The sequence below is a fragment of the Robinsoniella peoriensis genome (genome assembly GCF_000797495.1).
Taxonomy (GTDB): domain Bacteria; phylum Bacillota; class Clostridia; order Lachnospirales; family Lachnospiraceae; genus Robinsoniella; species Robinsoniella peoriensis.
The window spans coordinates 945,496-961,703 of record NZ_JTGN01000001.1 but is presented as its reverse complement, the minus strand read 5'-3'; the positions used below and the strand labels follow the sequence as shown (position 1 = coordinate 961,703).

At 41.6% G+C, this 16,208-nt stretch carries 13 protein-coding genes; 7 read left to right on the top strand and 6 right to left on the bottom strand.

All coding sequences use genetic code 11. The features are described 5' to 3' along the window. The coding region (locus QR40_RS03930; RefSeq protein ID WP_044293406.1) for an IS3 family transposase at positions 1 to 916 on the top strand (916 nt) is incomplete at its 5' end. Positions 917 to 1,469: 553 nt separating this feature from the next. Here the strand turns inward: QR40_RS03930 and QR40_RS03925 are convergent. Further along, positions 1,470 to 2,684 (bottom strand): DNA polymerase Y family protein, encoded by a 1,215-nt coding sequence (locus QR40_RS03925; RefSeq protein ID WP_044293549.1) that lies wholly within the window; start codon positions 2,682 to 2,684, stop codon positions 1,470 to 1,472. 276 nt (positions 2,685 to 2,960) lie between these two features. Between QR40_RS03925 and QR40_RS29470 the strand changes: the two genes are divergently transcribed. Together QR40_RS29470 and QR40_RS03920 are read left to right on the top strand one after the other, a co-directional pair. Beyond that, positions 2,961 to 3,407 (top strand): hypothetical protein, encoded by a 447-nt coding sequence (locus tag QR40_RS29470; protein WP_052430682.1) that lies wholly within the window; start codon positions 2,961 to 2,963, stop codon positions 3,405 to 3,407. Positions 3,408 to 3,416: 9 nt separating this feature from the next. Beyond that, positions 3,417 to 5,099, top strand: a complete 1,683-nt coding sequence (locus QR40_RS03920) for a subtype A tannase (protein WP_052430681.1) — start codon at positions 3,417 to 3,419, stop codon at positions 5,097 to 5,099. A 178-nt stretch (positions 5,100 to 5,277) separates the two neighbouring features. Here the strand turns inward: QR40_RS03920 and QR40_RS03915 are convergent, their stop codons facing one another. After that, the gene (locus QR40_RS03915; RefSeq protein ID WP_044293404.1) at positions 5,278 to 5,685 is read right to left on the bottom strand and encodes a PH domain-containing protein; all 408 of its coding nucleotides are present in this window, start codon (positions 5,683 to 5,685) and stop codon (positions 5,278 to 5,280) included. Between the two features lie 86 nt (positions 5,686 to 5,771). After that, positions 5,772 to 6,521, bottom strand: coding sequence for a GNAT family N-acetyltransferase (locus tag QR40_RS03910; RefSeq protein WP_044293402.1), 750 nt, complete (start codon positions 6,519 to 6,521; stop codon positions 5,772 to 5,774). A 285-nt stretch (positions 6,522 to 6,806) separates the two neighbouring features. Here QR40_RS03910 and QR40_RS03905 point away from each other — a divergent pair, with 285 nt between their 5' ends. Then, positions 6,807 to 7,010 (top strand): cold-shock protein, encoded by a 204-nt coding sequence (locus QR40_RS03905; RefSeq protein WP_027292085.1) that lies wholly within the window; start codon positions 6,807 to 6,809, stop codon positions 7,008 to 7,010. An 87-nt stretch (positions 7,011 to 7,097) separates the two neighbouring features. On the opposite strand, the gene QR40_RS03900 is transcribed toward QR40_RS03905, so the two are convergent. Beyond that, entirely contained in the window at positions 7,098 to 9,587 is a 2,490-nt protein-coding gene (locus tag QR40_RS03900; RefSeq protein WP_044293401.1) for a glycoside hydrolase family 2 protein, read from the bottom strand. A 307-nt stretch (positions 9,588 to 9,894) separates the two neighbouring features. Between QR40_RS03900 and QR40_RS03895 the strand changes: the two genes are divergently transcribed. Beyond that, positions 9,895 to 10,977: a helix-turn-helix domain-containing protein gene (locus tag QR40_RS03895; protein WP_044293400.1), complete on the top strand. Its 1,083-nt coding sequence runs from the start codon at positions 9,895 to 9,897 to the stop codon at positions 10,975 to 10,977. Here QR40_RS03895 and QR40_RS03890 read toward each other — a convergent pair. Further along, positions 10,970 to 12,160 (bottom strand): response regulator transcription factor, encoded by a 1,191-nt coding sequence (locus QR40_RS03890; RefSeq protein ID WP_027292082.1) that lies wholly within the window; start codon positions 12,158 to 12,160, stop codon positions 10,970 to 10,972. The genes QR40_RS03895 and QR40_RS03890 overlap by 8 nt on opposite strands. Continuing rightward, complete coding sequence (locus QR40_RS03885; RefSeq protein ID WP_044293396.1) at positions 12,135 to 13,967, bottom strand: sensor histidine kinase; 1,833 nt, start codon at positions 13,965 to 13,967, stop codon at positions 12,135 to 12,137. The genes QR40_RS03890 and QR40_RS03885 overlap by 26 nt, the downstream gene beginning before the upstream one ends. Before the next feature lie 472 nt (positions 13,968 to 14,439). On the opposite strand from QR40_RS03885, the gene QR40_RS03880 reads away from it, so the two are divergent. Together QR40_RS03880 and QR40_RS03875 are read left to right on the top strand one after the other, a co-directional pair. Continuing rightward, positions 14,440 to 15,333 carry a carbohydrate ABC transporter permease gene (locus QR40_RS03880; protein ID WP_044288835.1) on the top strand — a complete coding sequence of 298 codons (894 nt, stop codon included), beginning with the start codon at positions 14,440 to 14,442 and terminating at the stop codon, positions 15,331 to 15,333. Positions 15,334 to 15,336: 3 nt separating this feature from the next. Beyond that, the gene (locus tag QR40_RS03875) at positions 15,337 to 16,170 is read left to right on the top strand and encodes a carbohydrate ABC transporter permease (RefSeq protein WP_044293394.1); all 834 of its coding nucleotides are present in this window, start codon (positions 15,337 to 15,339) and stop codon (positions 16,168 to 16,170) included. Positions 16,171 to 16,208 lie beyond the last annotated feature (38 nt).

Sequence of the window (16,208 nt, the reverse complement as noted above, 5' to 3'; positions counted from 1 at the left end):
TTCCAGAAGCGGTTATTACGCCTGGATAAAGGCAGCTCCTGTCCGTTCGCTTCAGGAACAGAAGGACCGTGAGGATTTTGATCTGGTTCTGGCCGCTTACAGGCTGCATGGTTATGCCAAAGGGGCCAGGGGCATCTATATGGAACTGCTCCATATGACCCCGCCGGTGATCATGAACCTGAAAAAAATCCGCAGGCTGATGGAAAAGTTCCACCTCTCCTGTCCATACCGAGGCCCAAATCCATATAAAAGAATGGCAAAGGCACTAAGGACCAGCAATGTAGCGGACAACCTGCTAAACCGTGAGTTCGAATGTTATGGACCAAGAATAGTCTTGTTGACGGATATCACTTATCTGTCCTATAGCGGATCCTTTGCCTACCTGTCAACCATCCTGGATGCCTTTACCAGGCAGATACTTTCTTATGTGCTCAGTGACTCCCTGGAAGTGGATTTTGTTCTTGAAACGGTCAATAAACTGGTGGCCGATCATGGGATCTCACTTCAAGCAGAAACAATCATCCACAGTGATCAGGGGTGCCATTACACCAGCCAAAGTTTTCTTCATATACTTTATAACAAGAAGCTGCGCCAGTCCATGTCCCGGCGTGGCAACTGCTGGGACAATGCGCCCCAGGAGAGTTTCTTTGGGCATATGAAGGACCATATCAAGGCAAAACTGGCTGAATGCGTAAGCTTTGCAGAGGTACARTCTGTCATTGATGACTACATGGCTTATTATAATAATCAGCGGTACCAATGGCATCTGGCGAAGCTTGCACCCAATGAGTTTTATAAATTTGTCATCACTGGAGAATATCCACTGGATGTTCCCAAAATACCTGCGCATCCGGTCATAGCCAAAAAACCGGAAGAACTTGGATGCCAATTATATCAGAAAAATACGGATAGTTAAAAAATTTCATAGAATACCATGACATTTAAAGAGGTGTACCTGTATGCAGGATACTTTGGAAGTAAAGGTGCGAAAAAAGTGCCCCACTTTTTAAAATGTCCTTGACAAAGGGTACAGTTCATTTACTTACCTTGCCGGAGTGTTTTTTGGCGGATAGTATTCGACTGGCTCCCATCGGATACTAAGCGGGCAGTGAGCTGCGAAATGCATCAGGATTTCGGAGCGAATGCCCGCGTGCCGCCAAAAAGCGCTCTGGGAAGGTTAGAAAATGCCAGTTCTGCGGTAAGCCTTCCAAACGCCTGCCATGGTCCGCCCCCTTCTCTTTTCGCGCACTACTTCCATCTACAAAGCGTCCCCTTCCTCAGCTAAACCCCAATATACTAAACCTAAAGGGAGTCTCAATTTCAAGCGTTGACTCATAAGAAGTTTTGAATAGTGAGCCATAAGCCACCTATAAACTGTTCATTGTAGTACTAGGATTACCATTTATATAAATATTATTACCGGCCGCTGCACAACCTGAAATAGCATGCAACACAAAGTATGAAATGTGTTACTTACTTTTCAGGAACGATTCAGGATAGATGGTGTGTTCAGCCACCGGATCCAGGTTGGATAAAACCGGATCAGTTAACATAATTCCTCTTTGTACGGCAAAGTGTCCGAACCGCTTTCTTATGGAATCTATGGAGCGTTCTAATTCTTCCTGTTTCTGTCTTTTTACTGCTTCGTCCAGAAAGGATAGTTGTTGGAATTCCTGAAGCATAAGATTGCAGGCTCTTACACCAAGGCTTCTTACCGGATTTACAGGTCGGTTTTTACAATATAATTCGTATGCTTTATCATAAATTTCCTGCGCTGTACACGTAGGAGAATGAAGCCGTCCCTGCCTTTCATAAGAAAATAAAGTATTATCCCGAATGCTGAGCTGCACGGTCCGGCAATAAAAATGGTCTGCCCGCATCCGTTCGGCTACACTTTCGGCGAGAATCATCAGAGTAATTTTAATTTCATCATCTGAAATAAGATCCCGGGGAGCGGTTGTACTGTTTCCTATGGTTTTTATAATGCGACGTGAACTGATATGTGCCACAGCGGATGTGTCATGACCATTTGCAAAATACCAGAGCATAATACCATTTTTCCCAAGAAGCTGCTCCAGAAAACGGACATCTGTTTGTGCAAGTTCTCCGATAGTGCGAATGCGGCATTTTAATAATTTCTGATAAGTTGCCCTGCCTACATATAAAAGGGAGTCAACCGGCAGATGCCAGATCTTTTCTTTAAAATCATGGCCGATGACGGTGGTTGCATCCGGCTTTTTCATATCACTTCCAAGTTTTGCAAATATTTTATTGTAAGAAACACCTACACTTGCTGTAATTCCAAGTTCAAATTTAACTCTCTCACGAATATGATCCGCAATTTGCTTGCCATCACCGAACAAAGAAGATGTGCCGGTTACATCCAGCCAGCATTCATCCAGACCAAAAGATTCTACCCGATCCGTATAATCCTGGTATATTTCGTGTGCCATCTGTGAAAACTCAATATAGCGGTCGTAATGGGGCGGTGTAAAAAGAATATCAGGGCATTTCTGTCTTGCCATCCAAAGAGGATCTCCGGTCTGGATTCCATATTTTTTCGCTTCATTACTTTTTGCCAGAACAATCCCGTGACGTTCTCCCGGGTCACCAGCCACTGCCATGGGCTTTCCTCTGAGAGACGGATTATACAGGGACTCTACGGAGGCATAAAAGTTATTCATATCTGAGTGAAGAATTACGTGATCCAATGGGTGCACCTCCAAATATCGCCATACGCATATTTTATAATGTTATTATGTATAAGCAGCGGGTGTATTTATACGGGAAATTCACATTTATTTCGCTGATTTTTCACATTATTTTCATTGATTAAATGATATACTATAAACCAAGTTGAGCAACGAGAGTGTAAGTCCAGACTTCTGTATGGATTTGCGCTCTTTTTGCTTTTATAAATATATCATTATAAAATTGGAATTGAGAAAAAGGAGGTTTCAATGAGGAAATTTAGTAAATTTCTAACAGTGGTAATTGTGTTGTCCATGACAGCGTCACTTGTGGCGTGCAGGAATGGGAATGCAGAAAGCAGCACAGAACAGAACACGTCGGAGAATGCAAATAAGGAAACGCAAGCAGGAGGTGAAACGCAAGCAGGAGGTGAAACGCAAGCAGAAGGTGCAACACAAGCAGAAGGTGCAACGCAAGCAGAAGGCACAACACAAGCAGAAGGTGCAACGCAAGCAGAAGGCACAACGCAAGCAGATGACACAGGAACAATGGATGCAGGGTCAGATGCTCCGGGTCAAAACGCTGTTTTATTGACGGAATACCAGCAGGACAATCAGAATCTTACTTTTTCGGACACTGCATGGAATTACGATGCCGAGAATGACGTGTATTGGCAGATTCAGGTGGGTTATTGTTCTATGCCCGCAGCATCTTAATATGAAACAATGGGAATATATGTTCCGGGTTCATATATGGATGGCAAAGAAAATGATGACGGTACTTATACATGCAAAATCAATGCAGAGAAATCGGTAAATGGGTACACAGCCGGTACAGCGCCTATTGTATTTCCAATTAATACAGCAGGGTATTCGGCTCAAAAGGCACCTTCCGCATACAGCTATGAGGGATTAGCTGATTATCTGAAAGCCGGGTATATCTATGTCTATGCCGGGATGAGGGGAAGAAATAATGGCTATGATGATGCGGGGAATTTAAGTTATAGCGGTGGTGCACCCTGGGGGGTTACGGATTTGAAGGCGGCGATTCGCTATTACAGATATAATGATGATTTGCTGCCGGGCGATACAGAACGCATTTTTACTTTTGGTATGTCCGGAGGAGGAGCTCAAAGTGCTGTTGCCGGGGCATCGGGAGACAGCGGGTTATATAATCCTTATCTAATGGAAATTGGGGCTGCAATGAAAGATCATGATGGAAATTATATTAGTGATGCAGTATGCGGTTCTATGTGCTGGTGTCCGATTACCAGTCTTGATTATGCGGATGAAGCCTATGAATGGAATCTGGGGCAGTATGCTTCGGAAGGAACCCGGGCAGATGGTACCTGGACGGCAGCCCTGTCGGATGATATGTCGGAGAAATATGCAGAATACATTAATCAACTTGGGCTTAAGGATGAAAATGGTAACGCTTTAACACTGGAAGAGAGTGAAACAGGAATTTATACAGCAGGAAGTTATTACAATTATCTGATATCGGTTGTGGAAACTTCCCTGAATAATTTTCTGGGTGATACTACTTTCCCGTATACAGCAACAGCCGGCTTCACAAGACCGGATGGGGGATTTGCTGGCGGTGACAGTCAGACACCATCTGATGGCAAAGGCACGGACGGACCGCCTGAAGGTTTTGACGGCAGTAATGAAAAAGGAGAACTTCCTGAGGGTATAACCGGTAAAGGGGTAGATGGTGAAAGACCGGAAAAAGGTACCATGCCTGAGATGGGGGCGGATTCTTCCGATAATGGGGGAACAACTTATGAAACCGTGCAGGATTATATTGCGTCTTTAAATGAGGAAGAGGTATGGGTTACCTATGACCAGGCATCCAACACTGCCAAGATAACCAATATGGAAGCATTTGTAAAACACTGCAAAACAGCCAGTAAGGATGTGGGGGCTTTTGACGATCTCAACTGCAGTCAGGCAGAAAACATGCTGTTTGGAAATGACGAACAGGATGCCATGCATTTTGATTCTGTGATAGCGTCACTATTAGAAGAAAATCAGGAAAAATACGCGGAACTGAGTAATTGGGATACTTCCTACGTGGAATCTTATAATAATGCTTTATTATCTTTAGATGCACTGGGGAACAGTTCTTCTTATCGCCAGAATATGTATAATCCAATGTATTATCTCTGTGATTACTATGAAGGTTATGCCACATCCAAAGTAGCGCAAAACTGGAGAATTCACACGGGCATAGAGCAGGGAGACACCGCTTTAACAGTAGAGACAAACCTGGCTCTGGCGTTAGAGCAGTGCGAAGACGTGAAATCCGTAGAATTTGAAACCGTATGGAATCAGGCGCATACAACGGCAGAACGTACCGGTGACAGCACAACTAATTTTATTTCCTGGGTGGATCAGTGTGTAAAATAAAAGATTGCAGAACTGGTATTTTCTAACCTTCCCGAAGCATCTTAGCGGCTGGGGCATTCACAGAGAAATCCTGATACATTTCTCTGTGAATGCCCCATTCTCTATCCGCACACTACCGATCGATCTACCAAGCTTCCCATAATCAGCTAAACCTGAATTTAAGATGAAATGGTACGATCTAGAAATTCCCCCGAAAAACAATCTGCTGATTAATCTTTTTTATTTCCTCAATTAGTTTTGTTTTATCTTTGACAGAACACATAATTTCACTTCTTCTGCCTTTTATTACAATACGGTCTAAAGATGCCGCACTTGATGCAATCGGATTATGTGTTTGATATACTTCCAGAATTTCATTAACCTTTATCGACTCTTTTCCGAAGCCAAAATACAATGTGATGGATTCGTCATTCAGCAAAACATAGTTTCTTACAATAATAGGTATAAATACAAGGTTCAATATTACTCCGCCAATCACTAATGCAATAATATTGTCCCTTTTGAATATAAGATCATACAGTATCATTGCATTAGCAAGAATTTCTAAAGCCCAAAACCAAACTGCTATTTTACCTTTAAATTTCATATATTTCAACATCCTTTCACAGGCTGATTTACATCGTTGTTGAATGCCTGCAGCACCTAACTGAATGTTCGTTTAGAATTGTATTTTCATTTTTTTAGTATTCGCTTCAAGTAGGTAACATCCAGCAAATTCACTGTCTCGAAATTTCCTTTATAAAACACACCCCAGTTATTAAAAACACAAGGCAGCTCCTTTGCTTTTTGCAGTGTATCCACTTCAATTAAAGATACAGGAACGTCATTCAATTCACAATACTGTTTTATTAACTCAATTTTTTGATATACAAAGGGACATTGCATGTCATAATAAATGGTTAGCTCTTTGCTTTCAATTTCTTGTTTTTTAACGTTTGGTGCGAACCTTGGTGTGGTACCGTCAAAAGAAAGAGCAAGCAATTCATATCCATCATCGGTAGTATCAACAACCTCAAAGCCGAATTTCTTCGCGAATGCCTGGTTGGAAAGCCAGGACTTTTGTTTTTTTGCTCCAAGCATACATATGCCGGATTTACCCTTTTCTTTGGCATCAGCCAAACAATATTCCATCAGAGATTTCCCATATCCTTTTCCTTTGTGACTGCCAGAAACCCATAAACAATACAGATAATAATAGTTATCACCGGTTATGGGAACCCAAGCTGTTTCAAGGGGGGCATATTCAATAAAAACAGTTGCTTTTTCATTTAACTTTCTAAATACATGACCTTCATTAAGCCGGTCTGAGAGCCATTGCCGCTTTGCATCAATACCTTGATGGGGCTTTTTACTGCGGATAATGCAGCATAAATGCTGATTGACAAGGTTTTCTGGTGTTAAGTTTATAAAGTCAGCACACATATTTTACTTCTCCTCTCTTGCAAATTCTAATTTACTTCATAATATCATATGGTGTAATGTAATGTCTATTTATTATTGATTTGGCAGATGAAAATAAGATGAAAATTAAATTAATATTTATCTTGACATAAGCATTATCTCATGTTATTATGAAATAGTATTTTGAATGAGATCTGGATTTCACATATTTTTGTAAGTCATTATTTCTTAATTTAATGATTTACAAAAATGTGTGATTTTTTTATTTTAATGAAAAGTATAATAAAATATTAGGAGGTATCTTTCATGAATAAAGGTACAGTAAAATGGTTTAACTCACAAAAAGGATTTGGTTTTATCACAAACGATGAAGGAGGAGAAGATATATTTGTACATTTCTCCGGAATTGCAACAGATGGTTTCAAATCTTTAGAAGACGGACAGGCTGTAACATTTGATATTACTGCTGGAAACCGTGGCGCACAGGCTGTTAACGTTTGTGTAGCATAAGTTTAAATTAAAAATTAAAAAAGAGTGTTGCAGAATGATGAAATTCTTGTCATTTGCAACACTTTTTTTGTTTTGAAAATGGAACCTTTATTCCACTGTAATAACCAAGGTTTCCTTATCCAGTCCGTCTGCGCTAACCGTTATTTTTATTTCGCCCGGATCAAAGCCGGATCGAATGGCAGCCAGCAGGCGTCCGTCATAGGTATTCCATGCTGTTGTATAATAATGATTGCTGGTATGAGGATCAGCGCTGCCGAATCCCTGCAGAGTACCTGCACCGTCAACAGATATATGAATTACAGTTTCTGACTGCAGATTGAATATACCGTTTTCGTCCTGAAGCCCGATTGTAACGTATGCCAGATCATTTCCATTAGCGGTTAAGACAGGCTGGTCAGATGACAGGGATATTTTTACAGGTGTTTTTGCGGTTTGCAGGATATCCCGTCCTGATTCCATTCCGTTTTGATAGCTGACAGCCATAAGTGTTCCTGGCTCATAGGTAATTTCATAAGAAGCGATGAACCCGGCTGCCTTTCCGGCTGGTTTTCTGCCCAGGGAAATATCATTCAGGAACAATTCCACTTCTTCGCTGGAAGAGAAAATATCTACCACAGCAGGTTTCCCTTCGTACCCATCCCAGGTCCAGCTGGCAATGTTATCTTTGTGCATCCAGGTGGTTTTCCCCGGGGTTTTGCCATAATGGTTCACTCTTTCTACGGCAAGGTAGGGTGCTGTTCTTAATCCGAACACTATTTCACGCAGATAGCTAATAGGTCTGCGGTATCCGGTAATATCTATGTCTCCGATATATGCGATACTGTCCGGATAATTGTGATCCTGGAAACCGTTGATGCCATTATAGTAGAAAATACCGATTCCGGCTTCTCCCAGATAGTCATATCCTGTCCAGGTAAAGTCACCGATGACATGGGAATTGCGTTCCACGATATCCCAAAGTCTGACGATTTCGGAAGGATAGGTCTCAGTACCGAGAACCAGCCGGTTGGGATGCAGCTGGGCCTCCAGCTCATGGCGCCCGGTTATGTAATTAAATCCGGCGATGTCCAGACCACCGCTAAACCCTTCCAGGAGATCTGTCAAGGTAGAACTGGCATCTATATAATCTTTAGCCGGACCTTCCATCAGGCTGGCAAAAGCGTTCATAACGGAAATGCCTCCTTCCCCGGCACCCGATGTCTGTTCTAAAATGTGTTCCATACCGGTAGCCTTAACGGCTTCTTCCAGCAGCGGCTGCATGTCACTTCGCAGTGCCAGAAAGCTGTTAGCGGCATTGGTGGTGTAGCGGGCAGAATCCAGGGATTTTATTCTTTCCACAATTCTGCGGTTCATTTCAGCGCCGCGTTTGGTTCCCACCTCGGGTATTTCATTTCCGGTACAATACATGATAACTGAGGGGTGGTTGTAATCCTTCGCTACCATACGCTCCACTTCATCTTCCCAGAAATCCTCAAAATAGTTTCCAAAATCATGCGGATTTTTACGGATATGCCACATATCTGACAGTTCATCCATTACTAACATGCCAAGTTTGTCACAGGCTTTCAGCATAGCTTTGCTCATTGCATGATGGGAGCTTCTCAGACAGTTAAAACCGGCTTCTTTCATCTGGCGGCAGCGGCGTTCCTCTGCCTTTTCCAGAGTAACGGCTCCAATAATTCCGTTGTCATGATGGATACAGGCACCCCGGAGTTTCACCTCTTTACCATTTATACGCAGGCCATGACGGGAGTCTAACTGCAATTTACGGATACCCAAAGTGCTGACAGCTTCATCCAGTATGGTATCCCCTTCTTTTAATCTGGTTCTGCAGGTATAGAGATAAGGAGAGTCACAGTCCCACAAATGAGGCTCCCAGACCGGAATCCGCTGCAGTGTCTGTATATTTTTATGCGGATATGCAGTGACTGCAGTTTCCTCGGAATTCACTATTGTTCCTTCTGCATCCAGAATTTCTGTAATCTGGATTAAATCGTGTGTACGAAGTGTTTCATTGCAGAATTTTGTTTTAATACACAGGACGGCGGTATCCTGATCAATTTCCGGGATATCGATCTGCAGACCATTTACCGGGATATAAAGTTTTTCACTGACATAGATATTTACATTTCGGTAAATGCCGCTGCCGGAATACCATCTGGTATTCCCTTCACTGCTGTTGTCTGCAGCCACTTCGATTTTATTCTCCTGGCCGGGGATAAGGAAGCCGTCAGCCTGAATGGTAAACTGGGAATACCCGGAATGATGGCTTCCGGCAAAATCACCATTGATATATACCAGCGCACTGGGATAAACTCCTTCGAACTCCAGTACAATATTTTTATCCATCCAGTCATTGGGGACAAAGAACATTTTAGTATAGAGATATGATTTACCCGGATAGTATCCGGTCTGTTTCCCGTTTTTGGTGTCAGGGGTTTTTTGTTCCAGAATCATTGCGTCGTGGGGAAGGGTTACCGGTGTACCTAAATCCAGTTCCGTTGAAAACAGGTTTGAAAATGGCTGGTTGAATCCTACTTTGATATTCCATCCAGCGTTAAATGATTGTGATAGCATAAAGAATCTCCTCTCATAATAGCTGCCGTGTTCTGTCTTTAAAATAGACATTTATATCTGTATATGTTATATTCTATATAAAAAGATGGAAAATACAAGGTCAAAAACCGTACTGATTCTGATGTTTGTATCATATACCGATTTACAAATCGATATATATATACTGATATACATATACTGATATACATATACTGATTTACATGCAGCAATTATCATGTGCGGTTCTCAAAATAAAGCAGATGATTTTGATAAATATTTATATATCCCAAACGGCAGATACGTTTTTTGAATCAGAAAAGGAGCAAAAATGGAGTCAATAAATCCCTATGCAAAAGCCAGAAATAAAATCGTTGCCATAAATGAATCCGGAAGGGAGGAGTCACAATTTTATCTGCTTCAGATGCCGTTTGGGCTGACTTATGAGTGCTGCAGGATGTCTGAAGAGAAAAAGCGGATGAAATTAGTGGATCTTGCATTTGGAAAGCATGCTGATATTGAAGTAGACTTGAGTGACTATGATGAGCTGGAGCCCAGCAAAAGCCCTATGCATCAGCATAATTACTTTGAGTTTATGTATGTTCTAAAGGGAGAAGTCTGCCAGCATATTGAAAAAGCAAGCTATCAGTATCAGGCGGGATATGGATGTCTGCTTAACTGCAGCACGCGCCATAATGAAGAGTTTTCCACCGATTTTGAAGCTGTATTTCTGTGCATGTCTCCGGAATTTATAGAGGATATTATGAAGAAATGTGGCAGAAAACTCTATCGGGAGGGGGAAAAGAAGGAATCCGTCCTGTTTCATTTTTTTGATGACTGCATCAGGGAAACAAAAAATTATAAAAAAAATTATATAGATCTTGCCCCTGTGAGAAGCGATGCTATGTCTTCTGTGCACGAACAGATTTTACATTATTTTGATCAGGCTGCAGTAGAGCTTCTTAATACGAAAACAGGCAGCCTCTTTTTTATACAGGGTATCCTATGCTCGTTATTTGAACTTTTCGAAGACGGGGAAAAATTCAGGATGAGCCATATTCGTTTGGATTCAGGAAAAGAAGATCATCTGTTTGTGCGTCTGACGCAGTATTTAGAGCAGGAGCACCGTGCGGTAAGCAGAAAAGATATATCCTTAGATTTCAATTACCATCCCGATTATCTGAATCGTATTGTAAAAAAGTATACCGGCATGACCCTTGGGGAATACAGTCAGTCCTTCGCATTAAAAGAGGCACAGAGAATGCTGGCGGAAGAAGGCAGGACGGTTACTTATGTAATGCAGGAACTGGGATTTACCAATCGCAATTATTTCTATCGTGTCTTTCAGCATAGGTATAAAATTTCACCGGGTGAGATGAGAAAAAATGGGCCTGACACTCCGGGTTTCAGCTGATCAGGTCTTTTACACGGTCACGATATTGCGTTACCGTACAGCTGAAATATTTTTTGAAGCTGACGGAGAAATACTGGCTGTTTTTATAGCCCACCCGTTCGGCAATTTCATAATTCTTTAACTGGGTAGTACGGATAAATGCGCCTGCCCTTTCCATACGGATCTGGATCAGAAAATCGTAGAGATTGATACCGAATTTAGCTTTGAAAATACTGGTCAGGTAACAGTGATTAATGTTAAAATGACTGGCGATCATGATCAGGCTCAGTTCGGAGTTTCCATAGTTATGTTCGATGTATTTTTTTATGTTTAAGAGCAGACTGTCTGCTTCTGAGTTCAGGCTTTGCTGGGCGGTCTGGTAAGACTGGTAGAAATCATTCAGGTTATGCATGGTGGTACCATAGTGAAAAACAGCCTTAGTGTGAAAGACAGAATCCAGATAAAGGTTCACAAAGGATTCCAGTTCCCTAAGATATTCCTCAAAACGGGATCTGGCATTGCTGTCGCTGTTGGTATAAACCATGAAGATTTCCATAGTATCCATGCAGAAGAAAAAACTGCCCTTATATTTTGAGGTGAGCATATTGCAAAGATCCTGGATCCGGGTGCCAATATAATCCAGGGGCTGATCCTGCCCATAGGGAAAGTCTATAAAACCCACAACGCCCAGCCCCTGATTTAAATTAATATCAAAGGCTTTAAATACGGAATCATCCATTTCCTGAAAATTTTCCCTCATCAGTTTGGAGATATAATGTCGTTTTATCAGAGGATATTTTTCCTGGAGGATAAGATCAATATTTTTTTCTTTTTCCAGCTGGGACTGGGCTTTTTTGATTATAGAAAGCAGCTGCCCGGTATCAACCGGTTTGGTTAAATAATCAACCGCGTTTAGTTTAAGTGCCTGCTGTGCATATTCAAATTCTTTATATCCGGAGAGAAAAATAAATTTAAGATCCGGGTAATAATCCTTTGCGATCATCGCCATTTCAATGCCGTCCATAACCGGCATCTTTATGTCTGAGATAATAATGTCCGGCTTATGATCCTTCATATACTCCAATGCATCTATGCCGTCTCTGGCAGAGTAAATAAGTTCCATACCATTCTGTGCCCAATGAATCCTGTTTTCGATATTACGGCGGGCAATGGCGTCATCATCCACAAATAGTATTTTCGTCATTTATACATTCCTCTTTTCTATAAGGTATTTTGATTGTTACTGCAGTTCCTTTATCTAATTCACTTTGAATGGAAAGTCCGTAACCTTTTCCATAGGTAAGGCGGATACGGTCATGGACATTTTTCACGCCGTAAATTTTTACTGACTGATCCTTAAACGTACAGGCGGGGGCATTCAGAGAGGTTCTGATTTCCTCTAACACATTTTCTGCCATTCCCCCACCGTCATCTTCAATCCGGATATAGATATCATTTTGTTCACGGCTGACTGTGATCCGGATATGCCCATCGGTACGGTAAGGGCGAAGACCATGGTAAAGGGCATTTTCAACAATGGGTTGAAGCGTTATCTTAATGATAGTGCAGTCCATAAGCTCCCGGGGAATAGTAAGTTCGTAGTGGAAATCTTCGAATCTGGTTTTCAAAATACCCAGATACATATCCGTATGAGTTAATTCCTCATTCAGGCGGATGATATCCCGCCCCTTGCTCACACCGATCCGATAGTACATGGCGAGGCTGTCAATCATCTGTCCTGCTTTTTCTGTTTCTCCCAGCTCACATAATTGTTTCATGGCATCCAGTGCATTGTACATAAAATGAGGGTTTATTTGAGAGTGGAGTGCCTGAAGCTGAGTAATCTGTTTTGCCTGCATTTCTGTCTGAAGCGAATCCATCAGCACCTGGATACGGGATAAGAGATTGTTGATTCCCTGGCTGATACGCAGCATTTCTTTGCTCCCGCTTCCCTGAATGGGAATTGCCAGGGTGCTTGCCTGTATGTGGTCAATCTGTTCTAATAGGTTTACAACTGGAAAAGAAAGCATCTGAGAAATCAGCAGGTATAAAATAGCGCATCCGGCGAGAACGATAACAGCCAGAATTGCAAGGGTGTTGGAAAAATCCCGATAGTCCAGAAACATCTCATCCATTGGTATGATTGCCAAAACACCTGCACCTTCCAGACTCAGCGGCATGTAAACGGCATAATGACCGCTGAGTGCAAAAGAGAGGCTGTCAGCTTCGGGCTGCGCTGCAACTTTCTCTTTGATCTGTATCAATTCAGTTTCAGTCAGATTGTCCAGTGTATGATTTCCGAAGACTGCGGTATCCTGATAGACAAGCTTACCGTCCTGAAGGATGGTTACACTGCTGTTTTCTGTGAGCCGGCAGTTTTTAATCTGGTCCGTGAAAAGACGGTCATTGATTCCTATGAGAAAGAATCCCTTAAGATCAGTATCCGTACTGCCTAGCAGTTCAATAAGGCTGTAACCGGGAGCCTCATCCTGAGCATTTACAGCATAAGGATAATCATTTCTGGAAGTGAGCCAGTTCAGCTGAAAAGGAGCACACCGATTATAATAATCTGAAAATTGAAAAGAGGGCTGCATTACGCAGTTAATCTTATTGGAGAGATACAAATTTACAGAGTTATCAGTAAAATATACCCCAATCGAGTCAATCAGAGTAGGATTATGTTCCAGAAAGCTGCGCAGGCTTTTGGAGAACTCCAGGTATTTTTCAGGAGTGACCGGTGCCTTATTATTTCCAATATTATCATGGATTTTATAAAATGTATGGGAAGAAGTCAATGAGTTCGAAAGATAATATACATTTTCCAGGCTGTCATTTATGGAATCCCGCGTCTGTGCAACCAGCGTTCTGGTATTTTTATCCATCATTTTAGAAAACCGGCTGGTACCAGTCTGATAGAAGACCATAAAGGTGATAGTTAGCAAAATCAGAAAGGGCAGGCAGAATATAATAATAACGAAGCGCAGGGAAAATCTGGAAAGCAGACGGTTCATATCAGGACCTCCGTTTTATCTGTTATAGTGGAACTTGTATTACTGAGAATTAAAATTTAGATTAATCATAGAGGCTGATGAATCCCTTGTCAATATATTTAAAATATTTTTGGATGCAAAAAGCAAATTCACAAAGATATTATAATATGATCTAAATTTATCGAATTTACGAACCTCAGAATGTGTGTTTAAATAAAAACATCCCGAAAAAACGTAAGTGTCATGAACTTGCGGATGTTTGTATCAAGTACTTGATTAAAGCGTGTCTGATAATAAATAACAACAGTCAAAAAATGAGGGAGGCAACTGGGGCAGGGTGTTAGCAATGTTCAGATACGTTTTTACAGAATGAAAAGAGTGGTAAGGGTTGAAGAAAATATGAAAGTGAAAGGAAGCAACGCAGTGATTTTCAACCTGATTTAATTGCGGCAGCATAGCAGACAGGAACTGCTGTACTGCAAAGGGTGCAGAAATGGAAAATGTAAGAAGAAATAAGGTGGTTTGGACTCCTTATCTGTTAATATTACCGGCGGTCTGTCTTATCGCATTTGTTTTAATTTATCCGCTTGGAAAGGTTTTTTATCTGGCGTTTCAGAATTATAACCCCACGAAACCTTATATGAATGGATTTGTAGGATTTGATAATTTTATTCGTATTTTTACAAATAAAGAATTCTATACAGCGTTGGGAGTATCGGTAAAATGGGTAGTTGTGGAGGTTGGGCTTCAATTGGTTTTTGGTATGGTAGTGGCACTTATTCTGAATCAGAAATTTAAAGGCAGGGGGATATTCAGGGCATTGACTTTTGTTCCATGGGCGATGTCGGGCGTTCTGACCGCGGTATTGTTCAGTCTGATTTTTAATCAGCATTTTGGAGTACTGAATGATATTTTAATGAGGCTGGGACTGATCAAAGAAAATGTGGCATGGCTGGCAGATACGAACCTGGTATTCGGCTCTGTGGCCGCAGCAGAACTCTGGCGTGGTATCCCGTTTTTTGCAATCAGTATTCTGGCGGCAATGCAGGGACTTCCGGGAGAAGTTTACGAAGCAGCAAGGGTGGATGGCAGCAGCCGGGTAAAGACATTTTTATATGTGACGCTTCCCATGCTGAAAAATACCATTGTGCTCACAACACTGCTTCGTACAATCTGGGAATTCAATAGTGTGGATTTGATATACAGTCTGACAGGCGGAGGACCCATTGGTAAGACTACCACAATTAGTATGCTGATTGCCAACCAGGCGATTAAAACAAATAATTATGGATATGGGTCTGCGATTTCCGTTGTCAGTTTTGCACTTCTGGCAGTAGTGGCGATTGTATATATCAAAGCATCCGGTTTTGGAAAGGAGGAGGATTAACAAATGAAAGAGAAAAAAAGCGTCATCCTTTTTTTACGCTGGCTGCCCCTTATACTGATTAATATCTTTGTTATTTTTCCGATTTTCTGGTCAATTGTTACGTCATTGAAAAATGAAAAGGATATATTAAAATTTCCGGTAGACTACCTGCCTTCAAATGCCACGATTGCTAACTTTGTTGAGGCATGGAAAAATGCGGGATTTGATATTTACTTTTTAAATAGTTTGAAAATCAGCATAATCTCTGTTCTGTTTATTATCGTTATAGCTACTATGGTCGGATATGCACTGACCAGGTATAAATTTAAAGGGAAAATGGCCTTCTTAGGGCTTCTTCTGGCGATACAGTTTATCCCGGCGGCAGTGCTGCTGGTTCCGCTGTTTAACATTTTTAACAGTGTGCATCTGGTTGGAAGCCATCTGTCCCTGATTATTGTAAATATTACTTTTCAGATTCCTTTTAACTGTATTTTAATGAAAGGGTTTGTTGAGGGTGTACCCATAGCACTGGAAGAAGCCGCCCAGATTGATGGATGCAGCAGAACCCAGGGGGTATTCAAAGTAGTACTGCCTATGCTGGTACCGGGCATTGTCACTGTAGCAGCTTTTGCGTTTATCGGATGCTGGAATGAGTTTTTATTTGGTTTGATGTTCTTAAATGATCCGGTTAAATATACGGTGCCAATCGGATTGAAAATGATGCAGGGAGAATACAGTGTGAAATATGGGGCTATGGCTGCAGGTGCATTGATTGCTATGTCTATACCGGTAGGTTTATTTGCTTACCTGCAGAAATATCTGGTAAGCGGATTAAGTGCAGGAGCAGTCAAAGGGTGAGATGCGTTTGAAAATTGAGATGATGAAGGAGATAAGGA